Genomic DNA, 24,876 nt, shown 5'->3' with positions numbered 1-24,876 from the left:
ACTACTATGACAGCCCATGAACCGATGGCTCATCGCTGCACCTACGTCAGTGATCCTCGGTGCCTTACTTTCCTGGCTGCACGTGCCGGCGGCGTGGATTCTGGGCGGCATTATCGGCTCGGGTGCGGTGGCGTTGGCAAGCGGCCGTGATCTGCCGCTAAACAAGCACCTGTTCAACTTCGCCCGCGGTGCGATCGGTGTTTTGGCCGCGTTGCCGCTGCTCGGCGTGCCGCTTGGGCAAATTCTCCCGTTCCTCATTCCGGCACTGGTGGCAGCGGCGGCGGCGCTGGCGATGGCGTTCGGGGGCGGGATGGTGCTGGCCAATCACGGGGTCTCGCGCGAAACCGGGATCTTGTCGCTGCTGCCCGGTGGGGCGTCAGTCATGCCGGCCATTGCCGACGAAGTGGGCGCGGACATGCGCTACGTCGCCCTGAGCCAGTACCTGCGCTTGCTCATCGTCTCCATTACGTTGCCCTTGGTTTCCGCCGTGCTCGACGCGCCGGCAGCCGGGCCGATCCAGGCTGTACAAGCCGACTGGTGGATGTGGCTGCTGGTTCCCGCGCTCATCGTCGTTGGCGTGCCGCTGGGCAAGCTACTGCACCTGCCGAATGCGTCAGTGTTCGGCCCGATGCTGACGACGGTCGCGGTAGGCAGTGTGCTGAACATTCCGATTGTCTCCCCACGACCGCTGAGCGTGGTGGCGTTTGTGGTACTCGGCTGGATGTGCGGCGGCGCGCTGTCGGTGCCTGCACTCAAGCAATTCAGTCGGCTCCTGCCGGCCACCCTTGCCTACATCGCAGCTCTGATGGCGGCGTGCGCGGGTCTGGGCTGGGTGATGTCGAAGTGGATGGGCATCACGTTCTACGAGGGATACCTCGCCACCAGCCCCGGCGCGCTTGAGACGGTGCTGGTGCTCTCCACAGAGGGTGGCGCGGGCCCGGCCGTGATCGCGATGCAGCTCGTCCGGCTGATCTGCGTGCTCATCTTCGCCGCATACCTGCCGGGGATTCTGAAGCGGATGCGGCGCGGGCGTTAGGCGACAGCCAAAGGCTGGGGCGCTTAGTGGTTGAGCACCTCGTTGGCCAGCATGTCCATCGGCATCGAGCCGAGGCGGAGCGCCTTGTCGTGGAAGCGGCGCAGATCCATACCCTCGGCGAGCGCTTTGTCGCGCAGGGTGAGCCAGTCGCGGTAACCGATCGCGTACGACGGCGCCTGTCCCGGCCAGCCCATGTAGCGGTCCAACTCGAAGGACAGGTTCGCCTCCATCATGGCGCAGTTATCGCGCAGGAAGGCCTTGGCGTACTGCGCATCCCACGTTCCGATGCCATCCGGGGTGGCTTTCTTCAGGTGCACGCCGACGTCGACAAGCACTCGTGCGAGCCGCAACCTGCGAGAATCCAGCAAGCCCATGCGGTAGCCCGGATCGTCGAAATAGCCGTGGTCGGCCATGAGGTGCTCGGCGTAGAGTGCCCAACCCTCGCCGTGGCCGGAGTTCCAGTACAGCGAGCGGCGCCACAGATTCAGGTCGCGGCGCTGCAGCAGCGTCGTAGCGATCTGCAGGTGATGGCCCGGCATGCCCTCGTGGAAGACCGTGGTCAGCTCCTGCCAGGTGTGGAAGACCTCCTGGCCCTCCGGCACGGACCACCACATGGTGCCTGGGCGCAACAGGTCGTCTGACGGCGGGGTGTAGAAGATCCCGCCGGAGCCGGCGCCGTCGATGGCGCACTCAACGGGGGGCAGATCCTCAGGGACGGTGAGGTCCTTGCCGTTGAGTTCGCTGCGCACTTCGTCGTTGACGCTGCGCATCCACTCCATCAGCGCGTCGGTGCCGTGGACTTGGTAGCGCGGATCTTCGTTGAGCTGGCGGTACGCGCCCAGCACGTTGGTGTCCGAGCCGTAGAGTTTGTGGGCGAGCTGCACCTGCTCGTCGACGGTTTTTGCCAGTTCGTCCTTGGCCCAGTTGTACGCCTCGTCGAGGTCGATGCTGCGGCCCAGGAAAAACTCGGAGAACATCTCGTAGCGGTCGCGCCCCACGCCATCTTCATGGGTGGCCTGTGGGGAGAGTTCTGTGGAGAGCCAGTCGGCGAACTCTGAGAACGCTTGCTTCGCTTCCTCCACCACGGCCGATTCAGGCGGCAGGCCCTGGCGCTCGAGCAGGGAGCCGTCTTCCGCAAGCGCCTCGCACTGGCTAATCACGCCGTCGATCTGACGGTGCGAAGCGACATCGCCGGTCTGCGCAGCCTCGGCGAGCGATTCCGCGTAGCCGCGCAGCGCCGTGCGCACCTTGGACATGCGCGAGGCAATGTTGTCGAAGTCTTCCGGGGTGACCTTCGGCATCAGCGCGAACGAGTCGCGGATGGTCTGCACTGGGGAATCAATAATGTTCAGTCGGCGCAGGTATTCGCCGCGGTGGTGCAGGTCCAGCTCAAACGTCATCTGGTCGCGCAGGATTGCAGCGGTCAGGCGGTCGACATCGTCAAAATCATCTTCGTCATCGCACGCGTCGGTGGAGTCATTGAGTGCCTCCACGTCCTGGACCAAGTCGCGGATGCGGTCCGCGACTGCGTCCCAGAACGCTGGGCTATAGTCCTGCAGCTCCCCGTCGTGGCCGTCGAGGCCGATCTGGGTGCCCACGGTGGGCACGAGTTCGACGAGGTCATAAACAAAGTCTTCGCAGGTTGCGTCCAGTAGCGAGGTTTCGCGTATGGCCGCGGAGAGTGAAGTCATGGCTAGGGATTCTAACCCACGGACCCAAAACCGCTGAACCGTTGCGAGCAGGCCCCATACGGCATACCAAGCGGTCTATTTTGCCTTGCTGGACACGTCAACGAATGGACAAGGCGGTCTACCTTAAGGTAGTACTTGCAACATGGCTTTCTCTCGACCCAGGTCGCCCGCCGCGAAGGCGTTACACCTTGTGCGCCTGGGCGAGCTGACGTCGAGAAGCGAGCTCATCGAAGCCACCGGGCTGTCGCAGCCGACGATCACCCGTGCGGTAACGGCCCTGGTCGAGGCCGGTTACGTTACCGAGCGCATGGACCTCGCCCGCTCGACGGGCCGCGGCCGCCCCACGGTGCCGCTCGAGTTGGCGGAGCCCCGGGCGGTGCACGCCGGGGTGTCTATTGGCACCGACTCCACCTACATCGGGCTGTTCGACCTCAAAGGCCACCTGCTGCGCAGCGTTGACCTCGAGCTCTCCGTCGCCGCGCTGGATCAAGACGACTTCATCCAGCACATCATGGCTGGCCTGAACCGCCTTTCAGCGGGTCTGAACCGCCCGCTGGCCACCGTCGGCGTCACTGCCTCGGGCACTGTGACCGACTCCGGCAGCGTCACCGCGCCGAACCTCGGTTGGTACGACGTTGAGCTCGGCGCGCAGCTGCGCGAACAGTTCGCAGTCCCCGTGCAGGTCACCTCGGTGTCCGCGGCCATCGTCGGTTCCGAGATGCAATCCAGCACCGACCTCGCCATGCCCTCGGTGCTCGCGCTTTTCGCCGACGATTCCATCGCCGCGGCGGTGGGCACCGATGAGGAAGTCGCTCCGATCGAAGTGGTCCGCGAGGATTTGACCACCCAGGGGCTCCTAGAGCAGATCAACGAGCCGTCGATACGCACCCTGCGCCAAGCGGTGACCGACACGACCGTGCAGCACGTTTCGCGCGAGGCCCTCGACCGCCGTGCGCGCGGTTTGGGCGAGCTGGTCGGCGAGCTGTGCGAAGCCCACGAACCTGCAACCGTGGTCATTGCGGGCAGCGCGTTCATCGATGATCCGCTCGCCCCCGCCCCCTTCGCGCAGGCTGTGCGCGAGACGTTCAGGGCGAAGGTGGACCTGCGCATGCTGCCCACCCACCGCGAGATGGTGCGCGACATCGCGCGCGCCGTGGCGCTAGATCTTGTGCTCGCGGATCCCGTCGCGATGGCGTCCAGCTAGCTTCACGTACTGCGCGGCGTGGGAAACGCGATCCGCCCGGGTCGCCGGATCCAGCTCCCGCTTCACTTTCGCCGGCACCCCCGCGGCGAGAGAAAACGCCGGAATCTCCTGCCCCTCGAGCACCACCGCTCCCCCAGCGATGATCGTGCCCTCGCCCACTACAGAGCGCGACAGCACCGTCGAGCCCATCCCAATCAAGCACGCTGGGCCCACCGTGCACGAATGCAGCAGCGCCAGGTGGCCGACGGAAACATCCTCTGCAAGCACCGTCTCGCCCCCGGTATCCACGTGCACCACGCAGCCGTCTTGAATGTTCGAGCGCGCGCCGATGACAATCCGGCCGACATCGCCGCGCAGCACCGCTCCCGGCCAAACGTTGACATCGGGCCCGAGCGTGACATCGCCGATGACCGTCGCGCTCGGAGCCACATACGCCGTCTCGTGGATGGTCGGGGCTTTGCCCTCAAAGGCATAAATCATGGGCCCAGCTTAAGGCTTTTTGCTTCACGACGGCACGCTTAAGACAGGTCGGTCTACTTCTAGATCTTGACGTTCTAGGAGAAAAGAGTAGGTTGTGCGCTAGTAATTTCACCTATATGAACTGATCTGTCTAGGAAAGAGCGATCATGCATCTCCCAAAGTGGGCCTCGAACTTCGGTGCCCAAGTCATCGCCGGTTTGATCATCGGCTTGATTCTCGGTTTCGTCGCCGCCGGAATGGGCGACGGTAACGCGCTCGCCGCCACGCTCGCGTGGGTGGGCTCGACCTACGTGCAGCTGCTGAAGCTGCTCATTCCGCCGCTAGTATTCACCGCGGTGGTGACCTCGGTTGCCAACCTGCGCAAGGTCACCAACGCAGCTCGTCTCGCGGTCCAAACCCTGGTTTGGTTCGCCATCACCGCGTTCTTCTCAGTGGTCATCGGCATTGTGGTTGGCCTGGTTGTGCGGCCGGGCATGAACTCCACCGTCGACGCCGCGAACGCCACCGAGCCCAGCTCGACCGGGTCGTGGATGGGCTTCCTCAACTCCGTCGTCCCGTCGAATTTCCTCGGCCTTAGCGCGAAAGTCGGCGACACCGGCGCAGTGAGCGTCTCCTTCAACGTGCTGCAGATCCTGGTGATCTCGCTGCTCGTTGGCGTTGCCGCCGTGAAGGCGGGCAAGGCGGCCGAGCCGTTCATCGAGTTCTCCGGCTCCCTGCTCAAGGTGATCCAAGAGGTGCTGTGGTGGATTATCCGCCTCGCACCGATTGGCACCGCGGCGCTGATCGGCAACGCCGTTGCCGCCTACGGATGGGAAGCGCTTGGCTCCCTGGGCAAGTTCGTGCTCGCGATCTACGTCGGCCTCGGCCTAGTGCTCTTCGGCTTCTACCCCGCGCTACTCGCGCTCAACCGCATCCCGGTCGTGGGCTTCTTCAAGCGCGTGTGGCCGGTCACCACCCTGGGCTTTGCCACCCGCTCCTCGATGGGCGTGATGCCAGTGACGCAGCGTATCTCCGAAGAATCCCTCGGTGTCCCACGCGAGTACGCCGCGTTTGCGGTGCCGCTCGGCGCTACCACCAAGATGGACGGCTGCGCCTCGATTTACCCGGCCGTTGCTGCGATCTTCGTTGCCCAGTTCTACGGCATCCAGTTGGAGTTCACGGACTACCTGTTGATCGTGATCGTCTCCGTGCTCGGGTCGGCAGCAACTGCAGGTACCACGGGCGCCACCGTGATGCTCACCCTTACGTTGTCCACGCTGGGCCTGCCGCTGGCCGGTGTCGGCCTGCTGCTCGCGGTTGACCCGATCATCGACATGGGCCGCACCGCCCTCAACGTCACCGGCCAGGCACTAGTGGCCACGATCGTGTCCAAGCGCGAAGGCATCTGGGACAAGGAGGTCTGGGACAACGCTACGCCCGGCGGGGACGCCGAGTCCCCGGCCGAGCCCAAAGCGAAAGCAACTGTCGGAGCGCGCTAGGAGCGCTGCGCCAACGCGCCGAAGGCTTCGCGGGCAACAAACCACACCATGAACCCGATGGGCACCGCGGTGAAGAGCAGCTCCGGCACCATGAACAACCCGTACGACACATTCAGTGCTACGTACGGGAGCATGAACAGCGTGAGTGCGAGCACACCCCACCACCGGTAGATCACCACGCCGAACGGCACGATCCACACCCAGTGGTGATGCCACGAGAAGGGGCTGACGAGGCACGACGCCATCCCGATGAAGGCGACCGCTAGGGCAACCTCGTCCCGTCGTAAAGCAAAGTGCGCGGCCGCTGCAGCCAGTACCGTGACTGCTACTGCGAGCGCGAGCCAAACCCCCGTGGAGTCAATGCCGAACTGACGCTCCAATACCTGGCGGATCGCCTGCGCACCCGGGTTATCGGCGGAGCCGACGCGGTCGGAGTCGAACATTAACTCCGTCCAGAAACGGCCGGCATCCTTGACCTCGGCAAAGCCCGTTGCAACCGTGCACAGAAACGTGAACGCCGCAACGAATACTGCGCCCCACTGGCGGCGCAGGGCAAACAGCAAGATGAAAAACGCCGGCGTGAGCTTGAACCCCGCGGCCAAGCCGGTACCCACGCCAGACCAGCGGTTCTTCGGCAGAAAATCCAGGCAGACCAGCGCCATGAGGAAGATATTGACCTGCCCGAAAAACAGCGTGGCGTGCACCGGCTCCGTACACACGACGAAGAACGCAGTCAGCAGGATTACCGGCGTAAAACCGGAGCCTTTCCTCCCCGACTCCCACACCACCCAGGCCAGCACAATTATCGACGCCACGGTCCACGCGATCCCGAGCGCCGGGCGGGACTCGCCGAACCACGAGAACACCACTCCGGCGAACGGCGGGTACGTGAACGGCAGCCCGGGCAAGAGGTCGCCGCCATAAAGCGGCAAACCCTCAGAGACGCGCTGGCCGCCAAGAAGATAGACCTGCAGATCTGTCGGTACTTCTTCAGCCAGATGGTTCGCGAAAACATTTCCCAGCTCGTCGGCGTTGACCTGGTATCGCCACCACGCGAAGGCGAGGATAGCCACAAGACCCAGGGCATTGACGACGGCTGCGATCATAGGCCCAGCCCGTCGAGGACTTGATCCAGCGCGTCACCCACATTGGTGCGCCAGACGGTGTCCGCCTTGGTGTCCGCCCGGCCGGGTCCCCCGTTGATTACCGCGACCGGCTTGCCCTGGCGCTTGGCATCTAGCACGAACTTGTACCCGCTCATCACCGCCAGGCTCGTGCCAATCGCGATGACGGAGGTGGACTGCGCAAGCCAGCGGTCTGCCTCCGCGCGGCGGGACTTCGGCACGTTCTCGCCGAAGTAGACCACGTTCGGCTTCAGCCGCGCGCCGCCGCAGGCGGGGCAGGCGACCATTTCAAAGCGCTGCACATCGGCATCGCGCAGCTCCACGTCTCCGTCCGGGTTGATCATGGATCCTTCGACGCGCACCGATTCGAAGAAGTCGGGGTTGGCGGCGTCAAACAGGGCGTCGATAAGCGATCGCTCATGCAGCGAGTGGCAGTCGAGGCACGCCACATGGTCCATGTCCCCGTGCAACGCAATGACGTTCGCGGAACCGGCCTCGGTGTGCAGACCGTCGACGTTTTGGGTGACGATGCCGGTGGTCAGCCCGGCGCGCTCCAGCTCCACCAGGGCGAAGTGTGCGCGGTTCGGGTGCGCCGCCCACATGAAGCGGATGCCAACAAAGGCGCGGGCCCAGTAGCGGCGCACCTGCTCCGGCGAGTGCGCGAACTCCTGAAACGTCATGGGGCGGCCCTTGGTCAGGCGGCCGTTCTTCGAGCGGTAATCCGGGATGCCCGATTCGGTGGACATGCCCGCGCCGGTGACAATCAGCACCTTAGGGTGTTCCAGCTGCGCGAGGACGCTGCGCTTCGCTTCCGACGGGTCCGTCGGCACCGCGGTTTCACAGACCACCCGCTCGATCGAGCGCACGGCGCTGCGGTGCGCAATCGCGATCGCGGGGTCGTCGAACTGCGGCTGCGTCTGCGTCCTGTCCGGGGAGGTGTGCTGGGCCATCGTTTCGCAGGGTAGTGCGTTTGCGCCGGATTGCGCAGGATTGCCACTCCTAGCGGAACGGAACCTCGCCGATCGTGCGGCGCAGCTTGCGGGTGCGCAGCCGACGCGGATTCCTGGCTAGGCGCTCCATCGCGCGCACGGCGCACATCACGTGCGCCTCCTTCGAGTTGGAGTAAAACGCCTGCGCGCCTGCGGGCAGCTTCGGCACGGCGTGCAGCGGCAGGTCGGACACGGCGAGCAACGTGCCGTAGGGAACGCGGTAGCGGTATCCGTTGGCCGCGAGCGTGCAGGACTCCATGTCCACCGCCACCGCCGTGGAGCCGCGCAGCCAATCCCACAGGTCGCGCGGGGACTTCCACTCCCAGTTCCTATCCCCCGTCGACAGCACGGTGCCGGTGCGCATCAGCGACGTCTCATCGCCGTAGACCTTTTCCACCGCCTTCTCCAGCGTGCGCTGGATCTCGGGCACGGCGGGGATCGGCTGGTCGCGGCCGATGTGCTCGTCCAACACATGGTCCCGACGCTCGTAAGCGTTGCCCAAGATCAGGTCGCCGATACGCATGCGCGCGTCCATGCCTGCACAGTGCCCGATCATGATCCACGCCTCAGGGCGCAGCACCGCCAGACAATCCGTAATGGTCTTCGCGTTCGACGGCCCAACACCAATGTTGATCATGGTGATGCCGTCTCCGCCTTCGCAGACCAAGTCGTAGCGCGGCATCTGGAACTTCGAGCCGAGCTCCAGGTCCTCGAGCGCAACGGTGTCGGACACCGTCTCGCCCGAGGGCAGCACCAGCCTGGTGTAGCGCGAATCCGGGTTGGAAAGCTCGCGTACGCCGAAACGCACGAACTCGGTGACGTGCATGGCGTAGTTGGTGAACAGGATGTACTTCTGCAACGACTCCGGCGAAATGCCCGTGTAGTGCTCCAGGCGGGCCAGCGCCAGATCAAAACGCTGCGGCCTGAAGTGGAACAGCGGCTTTTCCTTGCCGTGGAACGCGTCCCAGTGCCCGTCGACAATCGCATCGTCAACCTCGTCCAGCGTCGGGCGCGGCACGTGCGGGGTGTTGGAGCCGCGCACAGCCGACAGGTCGTCGATGCCGGTGATGTACTCCGGCGGGATGCACACGTCCGATTCCCCGACCCACACCTCGCACTCGTAGTTCGAAGTCAACGCCTCGAGCTGGGCCAAGAGGTATGGGCGCATGAGGTCGGGGCGGGACAGCACCGCGGAGTAAACCCCGGCCTCGTCCACGTAGCCGAATGGCTCGGAGCGGTTGATCGGATGCCACGATGTCACGCGCACCGAGAGCTTCGGGTAGACCACGCTGCTGTAGGACTCGTACTTTCCGCTTGCGATCGCGTCGCGCGCGCGACCACACGCGCCGTCGTAAAGCGAGACAAGTTCCTCGACTGCCTGGGCTGCTGTGTCCACCTGGTGCATGGACCCTAGAATACTGATCTGTGGATGCGAAACGGGTGGTGTCGATCGCGGTGTTGGCGGGGATACTCAGCGGATGCTCAACGCATACTGAGCCGGAGCCGGTAGTGGTAGCGGAGACCAAACCCCCAGCTGACGTAGGCATCGATACACAAAAACTTGACCGCGAGATCGCTCGCATCGAGCAGCAAACTTCGACTCGCCTGGGGCTTTCGCTTTACGACGGCACGTCCGAACTTAACTTCGGCTCAGTCCGGTCCCTGCCGGCGTGGTCGACGGTGAAAGTGCCTATCGCGTTCGCAGCCGAGGAGCACTGCGAATACGACGACGACTACATCGCGGACTTGATTGAATCCTCGATTGAAATCTCCGACAACGACGCGACCGACGCTTTGTGGTACTGCCTCGAGGCCGCAGGCGGCGCGCAGGAGCTGGTGCACGACGAGATGGGCGGGCGCGTGGACATCGCGTGGGGCCGCACGCCGTGGCCGTTTGCTGCGCAGGCGCGCTATGCATACGGGCTTTCGCAGCGCCCGGATGTGAAGACCAGTCAGGTCATCCGGCATATGCGCAACATTGACGACGAGCAGGCGTGGGGTCTCGGCGAGTTGAACATTCCGATCAAAGGCGGCTGGGGCGACATTGACGAGGACGGCTCCTGGCAGTCCCGGCAGATGGGTTTCGGCGAGATCGACGGGCAGCTTTACGGCATCTCGGTTGGTGCGGTGAGCGAGGACGGCTCGTTCCAAGACACCATCGACGCGATCGATGCGCTGACCGAGATGCTCGCGCAGCTCTAGCGGCGCTAGCTGCTCTAGCGGCGGTTGCGGCACTAGTCGGTGATGGACTCGCCCATCGAGAACGCCCCGAGTGTGCGGCGCACGTCCTCGATGCGGCGCGCAACCTCGTCCGGCTCTGTGCCCTCGGAAAGTCCGCGGGCGAAGACCTCCTGCGTGCCGGCAGCAAGGAAATGCGCCGTATCATCCATCATCCCGGCACCGACGTCCACGTTCGCGGCTTTGAGGTGGGCCTCTAGCTCAGCACGGATCGGGCCGTAGAGCATGTCCACCGCGAAGTGATTGAGCTTGCCTTGCGCGGCGGAATCCAGCAGCGTGCGCACGGTCGCGCCGTGCTCACCCATGCGAGCGAAGAGCTTGGTCACCTGCTCCGGGTAGGTGGTGTCTGGGGTGAACGTGGTGATGAACTCGGTGTAGGCGGGCTCAAAGATCGCCCGACCGGCAGCCAGCACCACCGCGTCACGGTCGGTGAAGTGCTCGTAGAACACCTGGCGGCTGACCCCAGCGGCGCGCACGATGGCGGTGACGGAGAGCTCGTTGGCTGGCTGCGCGGCCAGCAAGTCAATTGTGGCGCTGACCAGCGCTTCGCGGGTGCGAATTGCGCGCGGGTCAATGCTTGTTTCACGACGTGCGATAGGTACAGTCCTTCCGCGAAGAGAGGCTATATACGCCACCGAGTATGCAAATCACAGCAAATCATGCCATAGAGTCGGAAGCGCTGCGACAAGTTGTAGCTATTATCGATTCGCATGGATTCTCGCTCCGCCTCTGATGCCCGAAGCTCCGTTGCCTCTGCGACGATTACGCTGCTCAAAGACCTGATCCGCAACGCGTGCGTGAACGACCTCACGCCGGATTCCGGCCAGGAAGTCCGCAGCGCAAACACGTTGGAGGCATTCTTCGCTGAGGTCGGTGATACCGCGCTTCCGGTAAAGGTACAGCGCTTCGAGCCGCACCCGGGCCGCGTCTCCGTCGCTTTCACCATCGAGGGCACCGACCCGGACGCTGAGCCGCTCACCCTGCTCGGCCATACCGATGTGGTGCCGGTGGATGAGGCGAAGTGGACCCGCGGCCCCTTCGGCGCCGAGGAGGACGGCGGGCGCATCTACGGACGCGGAGCGACCGACATGCTCTACATCACCGCCGCCATGGCCGCGGCCGTGCGTGACGTCGCCGCCTCCGGAGTGGCCCCGCGCGGCACGCTGACCTTTGTCGGCTGCGCGGACGAGGAGGCTCGCGGCGGGCTCGGCGCCGGTTGGCTCGCCGAGCACGCCCCCGATGCGTTTTCGTGGAAGAACTGCCTGAGCGAGGAGGGCGGATCCCACCTGCCGGTGACTGACGGTTCCGATGCGCTCATCGTCGTCATCGGCGAAAAAGGTGCGGGCCAGCGCCGCCTTACGGTGCACGGCGATGCCGGCCACGGTTCCGCGCCACACGGGCGTAACCTCGCAGTGGCCAAGATCGCCGAGGTCGCGCGCCGCATCGCCGCCATCGAGCCCAACGTCAGCCGCGACGAGCCGTGGCCCGGCTACGTGCGGGCCTTCAAGTTCGATCCAGTCACGGAACAATCGCTTCTCGACGGCTCCTCGTACGACGCCCTCGGGCCCCTGAAGCGCTATTCCCACGCCATGAGCCACTTGACGATCGCGCCCACCGTGCTGCGAGCCGGTCAGGCGATCAACGTCTTGCCGTCGACGGCCTGGCTCGAAATGGACTGCCGTCCGCTGCCCGGCCAGACTCAAGCGGACATCGACGCGCTGCTGCGCGAGGCGCTCGGAGACCTCGCCGACGAGGTTGAGATCACCCACCTGATCACCGAAGATGCCACCGTCTCCCCCACCTCCGGCCCGCTCTACGAGGCGATTGTGGCGACGTTCAACGAGTTCTTCCCAGGTGTCCCCGTTGTGCCTACCCTGGCTGCGGGTGGTTCGGACCTGCGCTTTGGCCGCCGCAAAGGCGGGGTGGGCTACGGGTTTGCGCTGCACGGCCGCAATCAGACGCTGGGCAGCGTGCTCGATCTGCTGCACACTCACGACGAATACGTCGAGGTGGAGGACGTCAAGCTCACCGCGCATGCCTATCGCGCACTGGTGCGCCGCTTCGTCGGCGCGTAGGGTCATGCGCATGAAGATCCGCGCATTCGCTGCGTCCGCGCTTGTCGCCGGTACGCTCATCGCTTCCCCCACCGCCTCTGCCGATATCGTCGACGACGCGCTTGCCGCGCTGCCGTCCGGCCCGATCTCCTGCGAACAGGCCCAGCGCTACTGGACCGACGAGGCAGACTACTACAACAAGGTTGCCCAAGCCCAGATGGTGGCCCGCTTCGATCCGCGCGGCCCGCAGATCCTCGCAGCGCTTGCGCGTGTCGACGAAGCCGCCACCCGCTGCGGCCTCAAGGGCGGCGGTGCTGCGCCGGCACAGCAGCAGGCACCTGCGCCGGCACCAAGCCAGCCAGCTCCCAACCAGCCAGCGCCAGCGCAGCCGGTGCCTTCGCAGCCCGGGAATGCGCAACAGGGTCAAGCCCCGGTGCTGCTCAACCTCGCGCCAGCAAACTCGCCGTCCTTTGAACTGCCGGTTGCGGACATGGGCTCGGTCGTTTTGCCGGATGTGTTAGAACTCGTTCGCCAGGCGCTCGCCGGGATCCTCGACTCCTTCAACATCAAGGTCCCTGGCATTAACGCCTAAGACCACTCGTAAAGCGTCTCGCCCCCGGCGTGGATCCGCACGCCAGGTTTTGGCTGCACCCACGCGTCGAGCTGCAGCTCACCGTCGTCGCTGAAGGAGCGGAACGAGATCGTCTCGTTTGTCTTGTCCAGAACCTCCGTCGTGGCGCGGGTAAGCCACCGGTTGCGCCGGCGCACCCCGATCAGCTTTTGGTGCTCGACGTAGATCCAGTTGCCCAATGGGGAGAGCTCTTTCGGTGAGGCGGGCAACGCGGGACGCACGCTGTCGTCGGCACTAAAGCCCTCGGTGCGCAACCCCTCAAACCCTTGCTCATCGCCGTAGTAAATACTCGGCATGCCGGCCACGCTCATGAGGATGGCAAGCGCGAGAATTGCCCTGTCCTGGCCCACCTTGGAGGCGATCCGGTCGACGTCGTGGTTGCCGATGAAGGTGTTAGGCAGTGTCTTCGACGCGATTGCTTGGTGGCGCGCCAGCGCGTGATCGAGTTCCCAGAAGTTTTCGTCGTGAAGCGAGCTCCAAATCCCCTTCCACAGCTCGTACTGGGTGACTGAATCCAAGGTGCCAGCCTGCGCGATCTCGGCGTAGTCGCCGTGGATGACCTCGCCGAGGATGAGCGCGTCGGGGAACTCCTCGCGGACGCGGGCGAGCACGTCGCGCCAGAACTCCGGGGGTACCGAATACGCCACGTCGAGGCGCCACCCGGCGATCCCGCGACGCAGCCAGTGCAGCATGATGCCCGTGACTGCCTGTTTCACCTGCTCATCTCCGTGGTGCAGGGTGGCAAGCTCGCCGTGGCCTTCCCAGTCGGTGTCGCCGGCAAGCCCTTCGGCAACCCACGGGTGGGTACGCGCGACGTGGTTGAACACGCCGTCAAGCATCACGTTGATGCCGCGCTCCTTGCAGGCGGCGATCAAGTGGTCGAAGTCTTCGTCATCGCCTAAGCGGGAATCGATGCGGTAGTGGTCGAGCGTGTCGTAGCCGTGCCCGACCGACTCAAAAATCGGGCCCAGTAGGAGGCCGTTGCAGCCAAGTTCGATGAGGTAGTCCAACCACGGCTCGAGCTGGCGGAGGCGGTGATCTGCGTCGTTTGGGTTGTCGCCGCGGTCGCGGATCGGGGCGCCGGTCGCGCCGAGCGGGTACACGTGCCACCAGATGGTGTCTTCGATCATGCCCACCAAGGTACTACTCGGGGTATTGGCCGGGCCCTACTCGCCGAGGAGCCCAAGCGGAATGACGGCAACTCCATCCGGCCTGCGGTATGCGCGGGTTCCGGTGTTCAGGACTACGAGGTCGGCGACATCATCGGGGATTTGGTCGCGAAACCAGGTCAAGTGCCGAACGTCCTCGTCAGTGACGTTTGCCGTGAGCTTGACCTCTATGGCGATGATGCTGCCGTCTTGATCCTGGGCGATGAGGTCGATCTCTCGATCCCCCTTAGTAGTTCGAAAGTGCCCCACCCTTCCGAAGACGGCTTGCACCGCCGCTCTGACGCTGAGTGTGGCCAGAGATTCGAAAAGCGGTCCCAGCATGTAGTTGAAGCGAGTGGTCAATTTCGAGGCAGGGATATCGAGCAGCCGCAAAACAAACGCCGGATCCGCAAGCTGGTGCTTGGGGGATTTTGCCAACCCGGCAAACGGTGAGCGCCGTAGATCCCACGCCGGAACTGGATCGAGCATCCAGATTTGGGAGAGTTTTTCCCGGTATTGCATTGTGGTGGTTTTCGCCGGCTTGTCGGCTTCGCCCGGTGTCGCAGCGTCAAGGATTTCCTGGTAGCTCGTTGTTGTGGAACTCGCTGCTGCGTAGGCTGCCAGCCAGTTCATCAGCGCCGCCGGGTTGCGGGCAGAATATCCCTGCTCCGGTAGGTCGCGGTCAACAATGCGTGCGAGGTAGGAATCGAGTTGCTGGTTCCGCGCGACGGGCGGAGCCTCGTAGAACCCGGGAAATCCGCTGCTCGCAATCGCGTCAACATAATCGCTCAGAGTCTTATCCGTACTGGCGGCCACGTCGGCCGAGCTGGCGAACAGTTCCGTCAAGCTGATCGCTGGTTCCCAGCCGCGTCGCTCAAACAACGCCATTGGACGCATTCGAAGCGAAACGATCCGAGCTGCCCCGCTGTGTGTATCCACGCCAGCGACCGGTGTCGCTGAGCCTGTCAGTAGAAAATTACCGGGGCTGGCTCCGGCATCTACAGCACGGCGCACCTGATCCCAGGATTCAGGCTGTTTTTGCCACTCGTCGATGAGCAGGGGGGTTTCGAAGCTGGTGAACGTTGGGTCTGCAGCGATCGCGGCCGCATCTTGGGCTGAGTCCAACTGCATCACCGTTGATGCGCGACGGCTTGCCGTTTCGGTTTTGCCGACGCCCTTTGGACCCTCGATCGCGATTGCCGCTACGTGAGCAAGGAGCTGGTCAAGCTGGGAATCGATGACCCGGTGACGGTAGGACATGGCTTAACCATACGAATTTTCCAGCCTGGACGCTACTAATTTTCCGTCTCGAAGACTACTTTTCTTCCGCCGACAAGACCTCGCCTTCATCCTCGGCGACGCGGCTCAGCAACGGTTCAAGCCGCTCCCGCAGGCGGTCGCGCCACGTTTCCTCGGCATCCTCGTAAGCGTCGTCATGCGGGCTCATGCCGCGGTGGGTGAAGCTGACCTTAGTGCTGCCCGCATCGCCCTCCTCGATGTCGAAGATGAGTGAGGTGTCGTCCCAGTCCCTGTCAGCGTTCTCGTCGCCAGCCGTTTCGACGTGCCAGACCACACGTTTGCCGTCCGCGGCTTCCTCCACCTTAAGCGCGACCGTTTGCCCGTCGTTCTCCACGGTGAACTCGGAACCTTCTGCATCGGCCTCGCCCTGGATCCGGTCCTCCCACCAGTGCCGTGGTTTGGTAATCGCGTCGAAGACTCGGCGCGGCGCCGCCGGCACGGAGAAAGACACGGTGAGGTCCTCAACGGACTCGGCGATAGACCCATCGGAAAACTCGTAGTCCGGCAGTGCGCCGTCAGGGTCGTAGATCGCAACAGTCGCGCCCTGGTCTCGGAACTGCATCAAGCCGTCCTTAATCATCTTGCGGCCGGCCTTGTTGAATGAAGTCACCCCAGACACGTCGAGCACCAAGTTCTCCCCAATGAGATCGCGTTGCACCAACTCGTGCAGGATCTTTTCCGCAGCGATGAAGTTGATTGAGCCCTGCAGCTCCACCACAGTGGTCGGCCCTTTGCGCTGCACGGAACGAATCCCCGGCGCGATGTAGAAGTCGGAGGACATCAGGTTGAGCCCCAGCGCGTCAGAGAGCTCGTTGAAGATCTTCACGCCTCGCACGGAGTTGCCCTTCTCGTCCAGGCGGGGGCTGAGCGAGGCAATGCCCATCTGCCCGGGCATGGTGCCAATCAACCCGCCCGAAACACCGGACTTTGCAGGGATGCCCACACGCACCATCCAGCGCCCTGACGCGTCGTACATGCCGGCCGAAACCATCACCGCTTGCGTCACGCGGCAGGCTTCTGCGCTGAGGATCTTCTCACCGGTGATCGGCTGCGTTCCACCGTTCGCCAGGGTCGCGGCCATCACCGCGAGGTCTTGGACATTCACCAACACTGAGCATTGGTAGATGTAGCTGGAGACGGCGTCGTAGGCTTCGTCAACAACCATGCCCACCTCGCGCAGCATGTGCGCAATCGCCATGTTGCGGTCGGCGCCCGCGATTTCGGATTCGAAGATTTCCTCATCTATCGAAAGCTTGCGGCCGGCGAGTCGCGAAAGATAATCGCGGATCTTCTCCACACGGTCTTTCACCGGAATGTTCGGCCCGCCGATGAGCTGGTTGACTGTGATCGCGCCTGCGTTGATGAGCGGGTTCGCTGGGCGGCCGTCGCGATCCAGCGAAAGCTTGTTGAATCCCTCGCCACTCGGCTCTACACCGACGTATTTGTGCACTTCTTCAGGGCCGTAGATGTCCAGTGCCAGCGCGTACACAAACGGCTTGGACACGGATTGAATGGAGAATTCGTATTCACAATCGCCCACCGCGTACAGGTGTCCGGCGGTCGTGCATAGTGCCAAACCAAGCTTGTCCGGATCAGCGTTTTTCAGCTTCTCTATGTAGTCGGCCCTCTCCCCTTCGTCCTGGTCGCGGACGGTGTCCAAGATGTCAGCGAGGTACTGTGGCACTGGCAATGGCATGCGCTTGAGTCTACAGAGCAGAATCATGTTCGATTCCAGCGTTCGACCAGCCCAAGCCCTGTTGGTGCCGTCTGCTTAACTGCGGGTCATGAACTTGGAAACGGCACGCGGCGGCACGATCACCCTCGGTGGCAACGCATTCACCTGGCGCATCACGGGCACCGCGTCACCGCAGCTGATGGACACACTCGAGGCCGACGTGGCCGAGTTCCTTCGCAGCTGGGAACCCGCCTCGAACACGCATCCGCTCCCCGTGGACACCTACATCGAACTGGCCTACGCGCGCCAGTGTTTCGACCTCGCCCGAGACGCCGCGGAGCTCGCGCCGTCCGAGCTGTACTGGCACATTCAGCGGTTGCGCAAGTCCCTCGGTCGCCTCGAGCGGGCCGATGCGCGGTTCACCTACCTCCACAGCACGGCCATCGCCGCCGAGCAGCTCATCGGCGAATGCGAGGTCGATGACGGCATGGGCGCGTGGGAGGAGCTTGCGGCTGTCATGCCGCAGCCCTTGCCCGCCCCGCTTCCCTGGGCCGAAAGCTACGTCGTGATCGACGACGCGCAGACAAACGCCCAGTTCGCCCGCAGCCTCGCACCGAACAAGGCACTCCTGCACGGGCACTTCACCAAAAACCTGCCGGACATCGATTTCATCCGTCCCGGCCGCATGGTTTTCCCATCGACATCTTCGACGACACCCACACCGCGTTCCTCGTCATCGACCGCTACATCGGCAGCAGTCGCGTCACCGTCGTCGCGCATCTTGTCGACGACGGCAGCGGCGAAGCCTTCAGCTTGGCTCGGGAGCTTCGCATGCTTATCGACGGCTCTTTGCAACGCGAGCTCTCCCCCACCACGCCAACCACCCCAACCGTGGAAGCGGTGGCGACACTCGCCTATGTCCACGCCTGCGCCCAGCTCTTGTTTCAGGTCCAGGCGCGCTCCGATACGGCTCGGCAGGCCCAACTGCTTTCGGAGGTTGTCTCGTCCCTGACCTGCATCGCGGATCGCGAGTGGAGTGGATCCGGCGACGCCGCGCTCGCGCGTACCCTCGCCAACCGCGCACTCCATGCCTGCGACGAACACGACGCGCTCGCGCTTGTGGCGTGTTTGAGAGCCATGCGCGCTCCGCTTCCTGAGAACCTCGGCCCGCGAGTTCCCACGGACCTCGGCCACTCGGACATCTGCGACATCGCCGACCAGATTGTCGACCACCTCCGCGTCGAGGAAGGCGCATCACAGTTCTACGGCGTGGTCAACGCGCAGCCCGAAGCGCACTTTGCAGATTCCGGGCTCCCCAGCCGCGTCCACATGGCTGTGTTCCACCTGGGTCCGGACCCCGACCCGGAGGCGTTCACCCGCCACGACTATGTCTTCGGACTGTGACCCCGGTGATTGGTCAGCGCCAATCGGTCACCCGCTTGGTCTGTCTCTCCGTGAGGGCATCAGGAGTTGCCTGCAAGACGCGGTTGCGAAGCCACGCGACCCTGTGGCCTCCTGTGTGTGCCACATCTCCAACCAATCGCGACTGTCGAGCAATGCGCTGACTTCGTTTCACGCGTTGTTGGTCGTAGAGAGCGAGATCCAGAGTGTCATCCACAGTGCCGTCCCCCGCACCGCCCAGCAGGTCGGCGAGCACCGCTACGTCTTCAAGTCCCTGGCAGGCGCCCTGACCTAGGTTCGGAGTCATGGCGTGGGCGGCATCTCCAACCAGCACCACTCGGCCGTTGGTGTAACTAGGCAGCGGCGACGCCAGCTCCCTGATGGGTAGGAACTGTATGTCCTGTTCTGGAGTCGCGGCGATGAGCTGCGGGATGGGATAGTGCCAATGGTTGAACGTGCTCTTCAACTCGTCTGAGCACTTCTCCCCAGCCCGGGATTCCGGACCTGTCTTGACTGCAAACCAGTACGTGGAGCCGTCTTGAAGCGGTACAACCCCGAACCGCGCCTTCGTGCCCCAAGTTTCAGAACCGAACTCGAGGCCGTCGATCTTCGGGCCAATTGCACGCCAGGCGTTGTACCCGGCGTACCTCGTGCCGGGGTCGTCGAAACATGATCCGCGGACATTGCTGTTTATCCCATCCGCCCCAACGACCAAGTCGAAATCCCGGGTCTCGCCGGATGCCAGCTCGATCTCACCGGTTTCCGGATCCGCCCCGAGCACCTCAACACCAGTGTGCAGACGCGCATCCGGAAGCCCGTCCCGAAGAAGTCCGTGCAGTTTCGCACGGCTGATTGCGAGTGACTGTGTCGTGACTTCGGCTGGGATGCGGCTCAGCCATGTACCGCGCGGATCCTTCAACCCACCTCGAAGGGGCAACTGCTGCTCCTGCAGCGCGCGGAACCGCTCCCCTAATCCCAAGGCATCAAGCGCAGCAAGACCGTTGGGGGCCAAGGTGATTCCTGAGCCGCCGGCCCTAACTCGCGCGCTTCGCTCGAAGATTTCAACATCGACGCCCCGCTGTACTAATGCGTTCCCCAGAGCAAGGCCGGCGATGCCCGCTCCTACGATTCCAATCTTCATCGAACCTCCTGCGCTACATCTCCCGACTTCGGATTGTCGCGGAAGCACCACCAGGTGCCCAGTGCCAACAAGACGGAGATCACAGCGAGCACGATGAGCACGCGATGGTAGGCGAAGGTGTACGCACCGTCGTATTCAACGGACTGACTCACCAGCTGCCAACGCGCGAGCAACGACCCGGTGATTGCCACCGTCAGCAAGGTACCGAATTCGTACGACACTTCTTCCACACCGGCCGCCATTCCAGAGCGGTGCATTGGCGCTGCGCCCAGGATCGCGATCGAGGACACGCTCATCACTGCGCCCGCAGATAAACCGACAAGCGCGAGCGCGGACACCTCGACGGGCAACGACTGCAGCTGCGAACCCCACACGAGCATGACAACGCCGCCGGCACAGCCAGCGAACCCGCCTGCAATCAATGGCAAGAAACCCACGCGGTGGAGGTTCGCGCCTCCAAGAACCGAGGCGGGAAACGCCCCGGCAGCCATGGCGACTACGGCGAAGCCTGCTTGGAGGGGTGACAGGGCGTCGACAAGCTGAAGTTTTTGTACGGTCTGCAACTCGGCCCCGATGAGTACGAACATGCTTCCTGCTGCCGCGATTACACCACCGGTAAACAGGCGCGAGCGGAAAATGTCGAACGTGAGCAGTGGGTCTACGAGTGTGTTCTGTCGGCGGGTGAAGAGGACAGCTCCGATGAACGCCGCGACGATGGCGACGCTGAGCAGGGCCGGTGTGCGATCCGGGTTGGCGGCCTCTTTGATGGCCACGGTGAGACCGGACAGTGCAATGAGTGCGTAGACCGAGGAGAGCACGTCGAAGTGCTTGTGCGGGTTGGGGAGGTTTTCCGGTGCGAGCCAGACAGTGAGCACGATTGCAGCGACGACGATTGGCACGTTGATGAGGAAGACCGAGCCCCACCAGAACACCTCGAGGAGTGCGCCGCCGATGAGCGGGCCGACCGCGGCACCAATGACAGCGACCGAGCTCCAGATGCCGATGGCGGTGTTGCGCTCCTGCTCGTCGGCAAACGTGAGCCGGATCAGTGCGAGGGTGGCGGGCATCATCGTGGCGGCACCGAGACCGAGGAAGCCGCGCGCGACGACCAGCACCCAGGCGGTAGGGGCAAAAGCGGCGGTGAGGGACGCGATGCCGAAGATCATGAGGCCGGAGAGGAACATCAGCCTGTGGCCGATTTTGTCTCCGAGCGCACCAGTGCCCAGGAGCAGACCGCACAGTACTAAAGGGTAAGCGTTGAGAATCCACAACGCCTGCGTGGGCGTAGTTTCCAGCTGGGCGTTGAGTTCCGGAAGCGCGGTGTAGAGGATCGAGTTGTCCAGACTGATCAGAAACAGCCCGAGCGAGATGACGGCAAAAAACGCCCAGCGTTGGGCGGGTGTCGTTGGCTCGGGTCTGGGCTGTCTGGTCACGAAACGCGACTATAGCCAGTGGGCACTAGCGGTGCGACACCACGGAGACGCGGATTTCGCCGCCCGGGGAGGAGAACCGATCCTCGTATGAAATGAACGATACCTAAATATGTTCGTGCATTGTCGCCCATTGACCACCGAATTCACCCTCCAGCTCCTGCCGCAGATCGTTCTCGGCCCCATACATCTCCGCGGTGATGGCGAGCGACGAACACGCGACTGCGTTGTCCAGGTTCCAGTCGGTGATCACCGCGCGGTGGTCGCACAGCGGGCAGGTGTGCTCCGGCGCAACGCGCGTTTCCCACCACGAGCCCACCACTTCAATGAACGGGTCCGCACTTTCCGCACCGATTATTGGCTCGGCGCGTTCGCCGCACGCCGGGCAAGCGGGCGGCTCGTAGTTCGCCGTTGCGGTGTATGCCCGCCACCCGGAGGTAATGGTCACCGCGATTTCACCGCGCGGTTCGTTGCGCAGCAGCTGCATGCCCTTCGGCGCCAGCGCGTCGGTGAGCCGGAGCAGCCCGCTTTCCGACGTCGTCGGGTGCGGCGCCTTGAACTCAGCTTCGGCCGCGCGCGTCCACGCTCGCTCGCGCAGCCACCGCTGGAGGTGCTGTGCCTGGTCCGGATCGTCGGTGGCGTCGAGCTGGGGTTAAGTAGCAGAAAGTGTGTCTGATTTTGCGGGTATCCGCTGATCAGGCTGGATGAATCGGGCTTGAATTAGGGTCAGTACCTTATTCGAGCCCGATTCGCGTTCAATCCATCGGAATGGCGCCTGCATGTGGTAGCCGGGTGTTGGTGTGCTTTCCCGGTGACACCAAATAGACCACGATGCCCCTCATGTAGTGGGGAAACGAAGAAAAACGGCACCACCTCCAAAGGCTCCACTCGGTGGCGGTGCAAAGACTGCGGAGTCTCGTTTACACGCCGCCGCACCGATTTGACCCAAGCCCGCGACTTCACCGCATTCCACGCCTACGCCACCGGTACCGCACCGTTATGTGACGTAGCCAGACAGGCTGGTGTGAGCAGGTGGACTTTGAACCGCCGCTTCGAACCTTTCTGGCTTATCGACATTCCCAACACCCCAGACCCTGATCGGGTCTACGACCAGATCTTCATCGACGGCACCCACACCGACGCCGGCTGCCTGCTTGTCGCAGCCAGCTGGGACCACGTCATCGCATGGCACTGGGCTAGAAGCGAAACCACCCACGCCTACACACAACTCCTGCACGGTATCGCTGAACCGTTATGCGTTGTCCTCGATGGCGGGCAAGGAGCCTACTCTGCGATCAAGGCCTGCTGGCCGACCACACTCATCCAGCGCTGTCTTGTGCACGCCCAACGTGTCATCCGCCGCTACACCACCTCCCGGCCCCGCACTGATGCCGGAAAAGCCATCTACGCACTGGCGTTGAAACTGACCAAGATCACCACCTTGGACCAAGCCCGGGAATGGACACTGCGACTGCATGACTTCGGGGTGGTCTACAAAGGCTTCCTGAACGAGAAAACACCTGTGCCCCAAGAACGCCGCACCGTGAACCACCAGTGGGAATACACCCACATCCGAGTGCGCAAGGCCTATAACTCACTGCTGCACCTATCGCGCAACAACTGGCTGTTTACCTACCTCCAGCCCCCGCCAAACGCCCTCGAACCCAACCGGTGGACCTCGACCACCAACAGTCTTGAAGGCGGGGTCAACGCGCAGCTCAAACGCATCGCCGACGCCCACCGCGGCAGATCAGGAGAACGCCAACGCAGAATGCTCGAGTGGTATCTGCACTCGAAAACGCATCTGCCTGACGACCCGTTAGAGATCGCCAGGCAGTGCGCATTCGGGCAAGATCAACTCGCCAAAGTTCCCGATCTTGTCCCTGAAGACCGAAACAAAGCCGACCAACATACAGGCCGACCAGCCTTCTATGACAACGCTATCCCAACCGAATACCAACACAACATAGGAATCAGAAAAGGACCCCTCAAGTAGCAAAAGTGTGCCCAGCCGACGACACACCGACCAGACACACATTTTGCTACTTAACCCTCGAGCTGCACAAGGTCAATACAGGAGTCGCTCATAGCACAAGAATAACCCCGCAGTACCGTTTGAGCTGGTACTACGGGGCGTTTCGTTTGTGCCCGGGGGGGGACTTGAACCCCCACGTTCTTGCGAACACTGGCACCTGAAGCCAGCGCGTCTGCCAATTCCGCCACCCGGGCGGGCGACTCGATAAATATAGCACCGGAGTGCTGCGAATCACCAAATCGCCAGCGCATCGCGGAATGACCGGCCAAAGAGCGCAGACGCGACTCGAGGGCCGAGTACCGTGACTCCTCCCTCCCAGCAACCCCGAATCACCCCTATCTGGGGGGACTGTTACCTGAAAGTTACCTTTGGGCCAGGTGTACGGGTCGCGACCACGTCACCTACCGCTGAACGCACAGGGTGTGTCGGCGATCCGCCCGCGAGTGGCGACCCAGTACGGCCAACTTTCCACCTGAAAACTAACTTTGAAGATTCCGTTGTCTACACTTCTGGCGCCACCGTATCGCTTCCGTTCACCTCAGAGCTTTCTTAAACTGCGACTTGTTCAATTCAACCTCCAGAAAGGGAAGATCATGACCCAGATCCTCAACAACCTCGTTAACGTTTTCGTCGGCGCAATCTCCGCCATCCTGAAGTTCCCGATCATCGTGATCGACCAGCTCTCCTCCGCCATCTAAGTTGGCGTTGCCCGAGAGGGCTAGCACGCCGCGACCCGGTACCGGGTTGCGGCGTTTGTTTTTCCCGCACCGCCTCGCCGCTAGTTCCACTAGGTTCGATGCGCTCGTGCAACATATAATTACGGCGCTGTAAAACACCCAAAGCGCATGCTGATGTCTAGCGCAATCGCCCAGCGCGCACCGAGTGCAGGAAAGGAGGTGCGGGGATATGTCGTTCATGGACCGGCTCGCCAAACTCGATAGCTCCATCCAGCGCGGACTGGACAACTCCATGGCCGCCGTTTTTGGCGGGAAAGTTGTTCCAGCTGAGATCGAAGAGCTGATCAAGCAGGAAGCGCAGGATTCGGTCGTTGTCACAGACAACGACGAGCTGATCGCGCCGAACGTCTACGCCGTCGGCGTGTCGTCGAAAGATTTGGAGAATCTCTCCCAGCAACGCGAATTGCCCGCAGACCTCGCCGAGCAGCTCACGCGGTACGTACGCAACCAGGGCTGGCTCCTCGACGGACCCGCCGTGGTGCGAATCGCAGAGGAATCCGGTTTGCGCACCGGGCAACTTCGGGTGTCTTCTTACATTGATACCGTGCCCGATGTGGCAAGCGGCTTCGACGCGATCTACGCTGAGCCGTCTCCGAAGGCAGCGCGCTCGCGCGGCCCTCACTCGCAGGAGCAAGAAAGCACTATGTCCGAACCCAATTCCATGAACCCCGGCGCATCCAGCCGACCCACCGTCAGCCTGCTGCTGCAGGACGGTTCCTCGCGCACCTACCTCGTGCACGAGGGCTCGAACATCCTCGGCCGTTCGAACGAGGCAGACTTCCGTCTGCCGGACACCGGCGTCTCCCGCCAGCACGCGGAGATTACGTGGGACGGCGAGGTCGCGGTCCTGGTGGATTTGCAGTCCACCAACGGCACCACCGTCAATGATGAGCCGGTAGAAAACTGGATGCTTGCCGACGGCGACGTGATCACCGTCGGACACTCTCACATCGAGGTCCGCATTATCGAGCCCGGCGCTCAGCCCCCCGCGACTCACTCCCAGCAGGCGCAGCAACCCCAGGCAGCGCAGCGCGGGGAATACCCTGGTACCGAGTTCTTCCGCATGTAGCACTCGGCACGCACCT

Annotated in this window: 23 protein-coding genes and 1 tRNA gene; 9 read left to right on the top strand and 15 right to left on the bottom strand. The window is 63.3% G+C overall.

From position 1 onward, the window contains the following. Nucleotides 1-16: 16 nt before the first annotated feature. On the top strand, nucleotides 17-1,036 hold the full coding sequence (locus CGLAU_RS00285) for an AbrB family transcriptional regulator (protein ID WP_095658973.1): 1,020 nt from the start codon (nucleotides 17-19) through the stop codon (nucleotides 1,034-1,036). A gap of 23 nt (nucleotides 1,037-1,059) precedes the next feature. On the opposite strand, the gene CGLAU_RS00280 is transcribed toward CGLAU_RS00285, so the two are convergent. Then, entirely contained in the window at nucleotides 1,060-2,727 is a 1,668-nt protein-coding gene (locus CGLAU_RS00280; RefSeq protein ID WP_095658972.1) for a DUF885 domain-containing protein, read from the bottom strand. Between the two features lie 142 nt (nucleotides 2,728-2,869). On the opposite strand from CGLAU_RS00280, the gene CGLAU_RS00275 reads away from it, so the two are divergent. After that, nucleotides 2,870-3,931: an ROK family protein gene (locus CGLAU_RS00275; RefSeq protein ID WP_095658971.1), complete on the top strand. Its 1,062-nt coding sequence runs from the start codon at nucleotides 2,870-2,872 to the stop codon at nucleotides 3,929-3,931. Here CGLAU_RS00275 and CGLAU_RS00270 read toward each other — a convergent pair. Next, on the bottom strand, nucleotides 3,887-4,411 hold the full coding sequence (locus CGLAU_RS00270) for a gamma carbonic anhydrase family protein (protein WP_095658970.1): 525 nt from the start codon (nucleotides 4,409-4,411) through the stop codon (nucleotides 3,887-3,889). The genes CGLAU_RS00275 and CGLAU_RS00270 overlap by 45 nt on opposite strands. Before the next feature lie 146 nt (nucleotides 4,412-4,557). Between CGLAU_RS00270 and CGLAU_RS00265 the strand changes: the two genes are divergently transcribed. Next, nucleotides 4,558-5,889 (top strand): dicarboxylate/amino acid:cation symporter, encoded by a 1,332-nt coding sequence (locus tag CGLAU_RS00265; protein ID WP_095658969.1) that lies wholly within the window; start codon nucleotides 4,558-4,560, stop codon nucleotides 5,887-5,889. Here CGLAU_RS00265 and CGLAU_RS00260 read toward each other — a convergent pair. Genes CGLAU_RS00260 through amn form a run of 3 tightly spaced genes read right to left on the bottom strand, consistent with a single transcriptional unit; the run spans nucleotide 5,886 to nucleotide 9,407 of the window. Continuing rightward, nucleotides 5,886-6,995, bottom strand: coding sequence for a glycosyltransferase 87 family protein (locus CGLAU_RS00260; RefSeq protein WP_095658968.1), 1,110 nt, complete (start codon nucleotides 6,993-6,995; stop codon nucleotides 5,886-5,888). The two genes, CGLAU_RS00265 and CGLAU_RS00260, sit on opposite strands and share 4 nt — an antisense overlap. After that, a complete protein-coding gene (locus CGLAU_RS00255; RefSeq protein ID WP_095658967.1) occupies nucleotides 6,992-7,963 on the bottom strand; it encodes a Sir2 family NAD-dependent protein deacetylase in 972 nt (323 codons plus the stop codon). The genes CGLAU_RS00260 and CGLAU_RS00255 overlap by 4 nt, the downstream gene beginning before the upstream one ends. A gap of 49 nt (nucleotides 7,964-8,012) precedes the next feature. Then, nucleotides 8,013-9,407, bottom strand: a complete 1,395-nt coding sequence (gene amn / locus CGLAU_RS00250; protein ID WP_198304955.1) for an AMP nucleosidase — start codon at nucleotides 9,405-9,407, stop codon at nucleotides 8,013-8,015. Between the two features lie 20 nt (nucleotides 9,408-9,427). Between amn and CGLAU_RS00245 the strand changes: the two genes are divergently transcribed. Continuing rightward, nucleotides 9,428-10,204 (top strand): serine hydrolase, encoded by a 777-nt coding sequence (locus CGLAU_RS00245; RefSeq protein ID WP_157731215.1) that lies wholly within the window; start codon nucleotides 9,428-9,430, stop codon nucleotides 10,202-10,204. 32 nt (nucleotides 10,205-10,236) lie between these two features. On the opposite strand, the gene CGLAU_RS00240 is transcribed toward CGLAU_RS00245, so the two are convergent. Next, on the bottom strand, nucleotides 10,237-10,875 hold the full coding sequence (locus tag CGLAU_RS00240; RefSeq protein ID WP_095658964.1) for a TetR/AcrR family transcriptional regulator: 639 nt from the start codon (nucleotides 10,873-10,875) through the stop codon (nucleotides 10,237-10,239). 75 nt (nucleotides 10,876-10,950) lie between these two features. On the opposite strand from CGLAU_RS00240, the gene CGLAU_RS00235 reads away from it, so the two are divergent. Both CGLAU_RS00235 and CGLAU_RS00230 read left to right on the top strand, forming a co-directional pair. Beyond that, on the top strand, nucleotides 10,951-12,315 hold the full coding sequence (locus tag CGLAU_RS00235) for a M20/M25/M40 family metallo-hydrolase (RefSeq protein WP_095658963.1): 1,365 nt from the start codon (nucleotides 10,951-10,953) through the stop codon (nucleotides 12,313-12,315). Nucleotides 12,316-12,319: 4 nt separating this feature from the next. Continuing rightward, entirely contained in the window at nucleotides 12,320-12,886 is a 567-nt protein-coding gene (locus CGLAU_RS00230; protein WP_095658962.1) for a hypothetical protein, read from the top strand. On the opposite strand, the gene CGLAU_RS00225 is transcribed toward CGLAU_RS00230, so the two are convergent. The 5 genes from CGLAU_RS00225 to CGLAU_RS12185 form a co-directional block, all read right to left on the bottom strand. Continuing rightward, entirely contained in the window at nucleotides 12,883-14,055 is a 1,173-nt protein-coding gene (locus CGLAU_RS00225) for an alpha-amylase family protein (RefSeq protein ID WP_095658961.1), read from the bottom strand. The two genes, CGLAU_RS00230 and CGLAU_RS00225, sit on opposite strands and share 4 nt — an antisense overlap. A 36-nt stretch (nucleotides 14,056-14,091) precedes the next feature. Continuing rightward, the gene (locus tag CGLAU_RS00220; protein WP_095658960.1) at nucleotides 14,092-15,333 is read right to left on the bottom strand and encodes an ATP-binding protein; all 1,242 of its coding nucleotides are present in this window, start codon (nucleotides 15,331-15,333) and stop codon (nucleotides 14,092-14,094) included. A gap of 55 nt (nucleotides 15,334-15,388) precedes the next feature. After that, nucleotides 15,389-17,068, bottom strand: coding sequence for a glutaminase (locus CGLAU_RS00215; protein ID WP_095658959.1), 1,680 nt, complete (start codon nucleotides 17,066-17,068; stop codon nucleotides 15,389-15,391). Between the two features lie 166 nt (nucleotides 17,069-17,234). Continuing rightward, nucleotides 17,235-17,681, bottom strand: coding sequence for a hypothetical protein (locus tag CGLAU_RS00210; RefSeq protein ID WP_095658958.1), 447 nt, complete (start codon nucleotides 17,679-17,681; stop codon nucleotides 17,235-17,237). Further along, a complete protein-coding gene (locus tag CGLAU_RS12185) occupies nucleotides 17,606-17,902 on the bottom strand; it encodes a hypothetical protein (protein WP_157731213.1) in 297 nt (98 codons plus the stop codon). The genes CGLAU_RS00210 and CGLAU_RS12185 overlap by 76 nt, the downstream gene beginning before the upstream one ends. Between CGLAU_RS12185 and CGLAU_RS00205 the strand changes: the two genes are divergently transcribed. Beyond that, nucleotides 17,879-18,451: a hypothetical protein gene (locus tag CGLAU_RS00205; protein WP_095658957.1), complete on the top strand. Its 573-nt coding sequence runs from the start codon at nucleotides 17,879-17,881 to the stop codon at nucleotides 18,449-18,451. The genes CGLAU_RS12185 and CGLAU_RS00205 overlap by 24 nt on opposite strands. Before the next feature lie 13 nt (nucleotides 18,452-18,464). Here the strand turns inward: CGLAU_RS00205 and CGLAU_RS00200 are convergent, their stop codons facing one another. The 3 genes from CGLAU_RS00200 to CGLAU_RS00190 form a co-directional block, all read right to left on the bottom strand. Further along, nucleotides 18,465-19,589 carry an FAD-dependent monooxygenase gene (locus CGLAU_RS00200; protein WP_095658956.1) on the bottom strand — a complete coding sequence of 375 codons (1,125 nt, stop codon included), beginning with the start codon at nucleotides 19,587-19,589 and terminating at the stop codon, nucleotides 18,465-18,467. After that, nucleotides 19,586-21,022 carry an MFS transporter gene (locus CGLAU_RS00195; RefSeq protein WP_232507131.1) on the bottom strand — a complete coding sequence of 479 codons (1,437 nt, stop codon included), beginning with the start codon at nucleotides 21,020-21,022 and terminating at the stop codon, nucleotides 19,586-19,588. Before CGLAU_RS00195 ends, CGLAU_RS00200 begins: the two co-directional genes overlap by 4 nt. 103 nt (nucleotides 21,023-21,125) lie before the next feature. Further along, on the bottom strand, nucleotides 21,126-21,506 hold the full coding sequence (locus tag CGLAU_RS00190) for a hypothetical protein (protein ID WP_095658955.1): 381 nt from the start codon (nucleotides 21,504-21,506) through the stop codon (nucleotides 21,126-21,128). A gap of 324 nt (nucleotides 21,507-21,830) precedes the next feature. Between CGLAU_RS00190 and CGLAU_RS00185 the strand changes: the two genes are divergently transcribed. Next, nucleotides 21,831-23,015 (top strand): IS1249 family transposase, encoded by a 1,185-nt coding sequence (locus tag CGLAU_RS00185; RefSeq protein ID WP_095658954.1) that lies wholly within the window; start codon nucleotides 21,831-21,833, stop codon nucleotides 23,013-23,015. A 149-nt stretch (nucleotides 23,016-23,164) separates the two neighbouring features. Here CGLAU_RS00185 and CGLAU_RS00180 read toward each other — a convergent pair. Then, nucleotides 23,165-23,248 (bottom strand) — tRNA-Leu (locus tag CGLAU_RS00180). A 712-nt stretch (nucleotides 23,249-23,960) separates the two neighbouring features. On the opposite strand from CGLAU_RS00180, the gene CGLAU_RS00175 reads away from it, so the two are divergent. Further along, nucleotides 23,961-24,860, top strand: coding sequence for a DUF3662 and FHA domain-containing protein (locus CGLAU_RS00175; protein ID WP_095658953.1), 900 nt, complete (start codon nucleotides 23,961-23,963; stop codon nucleotides 24,858-24,860). Nucleotides 24,861-24,876: the final 16 nt, after the last annotated feature.

The organism is Corynebacterium glaucum (genome assembly GCF_002287505.1).
In the GTDB taxonomy this organism is placed as follows: Bacteria; Actinomycetota; Actinomycetes; order Mycobacteriales; family Mycobacteriaceae; genus Corynebacterium; species Corynebacterium glaucum.
This window is presented reverse-complemented; position numbering and strand designations above follow the sequence as displayed.

Bases quoted from the DNA above. Each gene is read 5' to 3' on its own strand.
- CGLAU_RS00265 (WP_095658969.1), top strand. From the start codon at position 4,558: ATGCATCTCCCAAAGTGGGCCTCGAACTTCGGTGCCCAAGTCATCGCC.
- amn (WP_198304955.1), bottom strand. From the start codon at position 9,407: ATGCACCAGGTGGACACAGCAGCCCAGGCAGTCGAGGAACTTGTCTCG.
- CGLAU_RS00190 (WP_095658955.1), bottom strand. From the start codon at position 21,506: ATGCAGCTGCTGCGCAACGAACCGCGCGGTGAAATCGCGGTGACCATT.
- CGLAU_RS00280 (WP_095658972.1), bottom strand. From the start codon at position 2,727: ATGACTTCACTCTCCGCGGCCATACGCGAAACCTCGCTACTGGACGCA.
- CGLAU_RS00235 (WP_095658963.1), top strand. From the start codon at position 10,951: ATGGATTCTCGCTCCGCCTCTGATGCCCGAAGCTCCGTTGCCTCTGCG.
- CGLAU_RS00230 (WP_095658962.1), top strand. From the start codon at position 12,320: ATGCGCATGAAGATCCGCGCATTCGCTGCGTCCGCGCTTGTCGCCGGT.
- CGLAU_RS00215 (WP_095658959.1), bottom strand. From the start codon at position 17,068: ATGCCATTGCCAGTGCCACAGTACCTCGCTGACATCTTGGACACCGTC.
- CGLAU_RS00225 (WP_095658961.1), bottom strand. From the start codon at position 14,055: ATGATCGAAGACACCATCTGGTGGCACGTGTACCCGCTCGGCGCGACC.
- CGLAU_RS00175 (WP_095658953.1), top strand. From the start codon at position 23,961: ATGTCGTTCATGGACCGGCTCGCCAAACTCGATAGCTCCATCCAGCGC.
- CGLAU_RS00200 (WP_095658956.1), bottom strand. From the start codon at position 19,589: ATGAAGATTGGAATCGTAGGAGCGGGCATCGCCGGCCTTGCTCTGGGG.
- CGLAU_RS00220 (WP_095658960.1), bottom strand. From the start codon at position 15,333: ATGTCCTACCGTCACCGGGTCATCGATTCCCAGCTTGACCAGCTCCTT.
- CGLAU_RS00275 (WP_095658971.1), top strand. From the start codon at position 2,870: ATGGCTTTCTCTCGACCCAGGTCGCCCGCCGCGAAGGCGTTACACCTT.
- CGLAU_RS00255 (WP_095658967.1), bottom strand. From the start codon at position 7,963: ATGGCCCAGCACACCTCCCCGGACAGGACGCAGACGCAGCCGCAGTTC.
- CGLAU_RS00260 (WP_095658968.1), bottom strand. From the start codon at position 6,995: ATGATCGCAGCCGTCGTCAATGCCCTGGGTCTTGTGGCTATCCTCGCC.
- CGLAU_RS00270 (WP_095658970.1), bottom strand. From the start codon at position 4,411: ATGATTTATGCCTTTGAGGGCAAAGCCCCGACCATCCACGAGACGGCG.
- CGLAU_RS00205 (WP_095658957.1), top strand. From the start codon at position 17,879: ATGCTTATCGACGGCTCTTTGCAACGCGAGCTCTCCCCCACCACGCCA.
- CGLAU_RS00285 (WP_095658973.1), top strand. From the start codon at position 17: ATGAACCGATGGCTCATCGCTGCACCTACGTCAGTGATCCTCGGTGCC.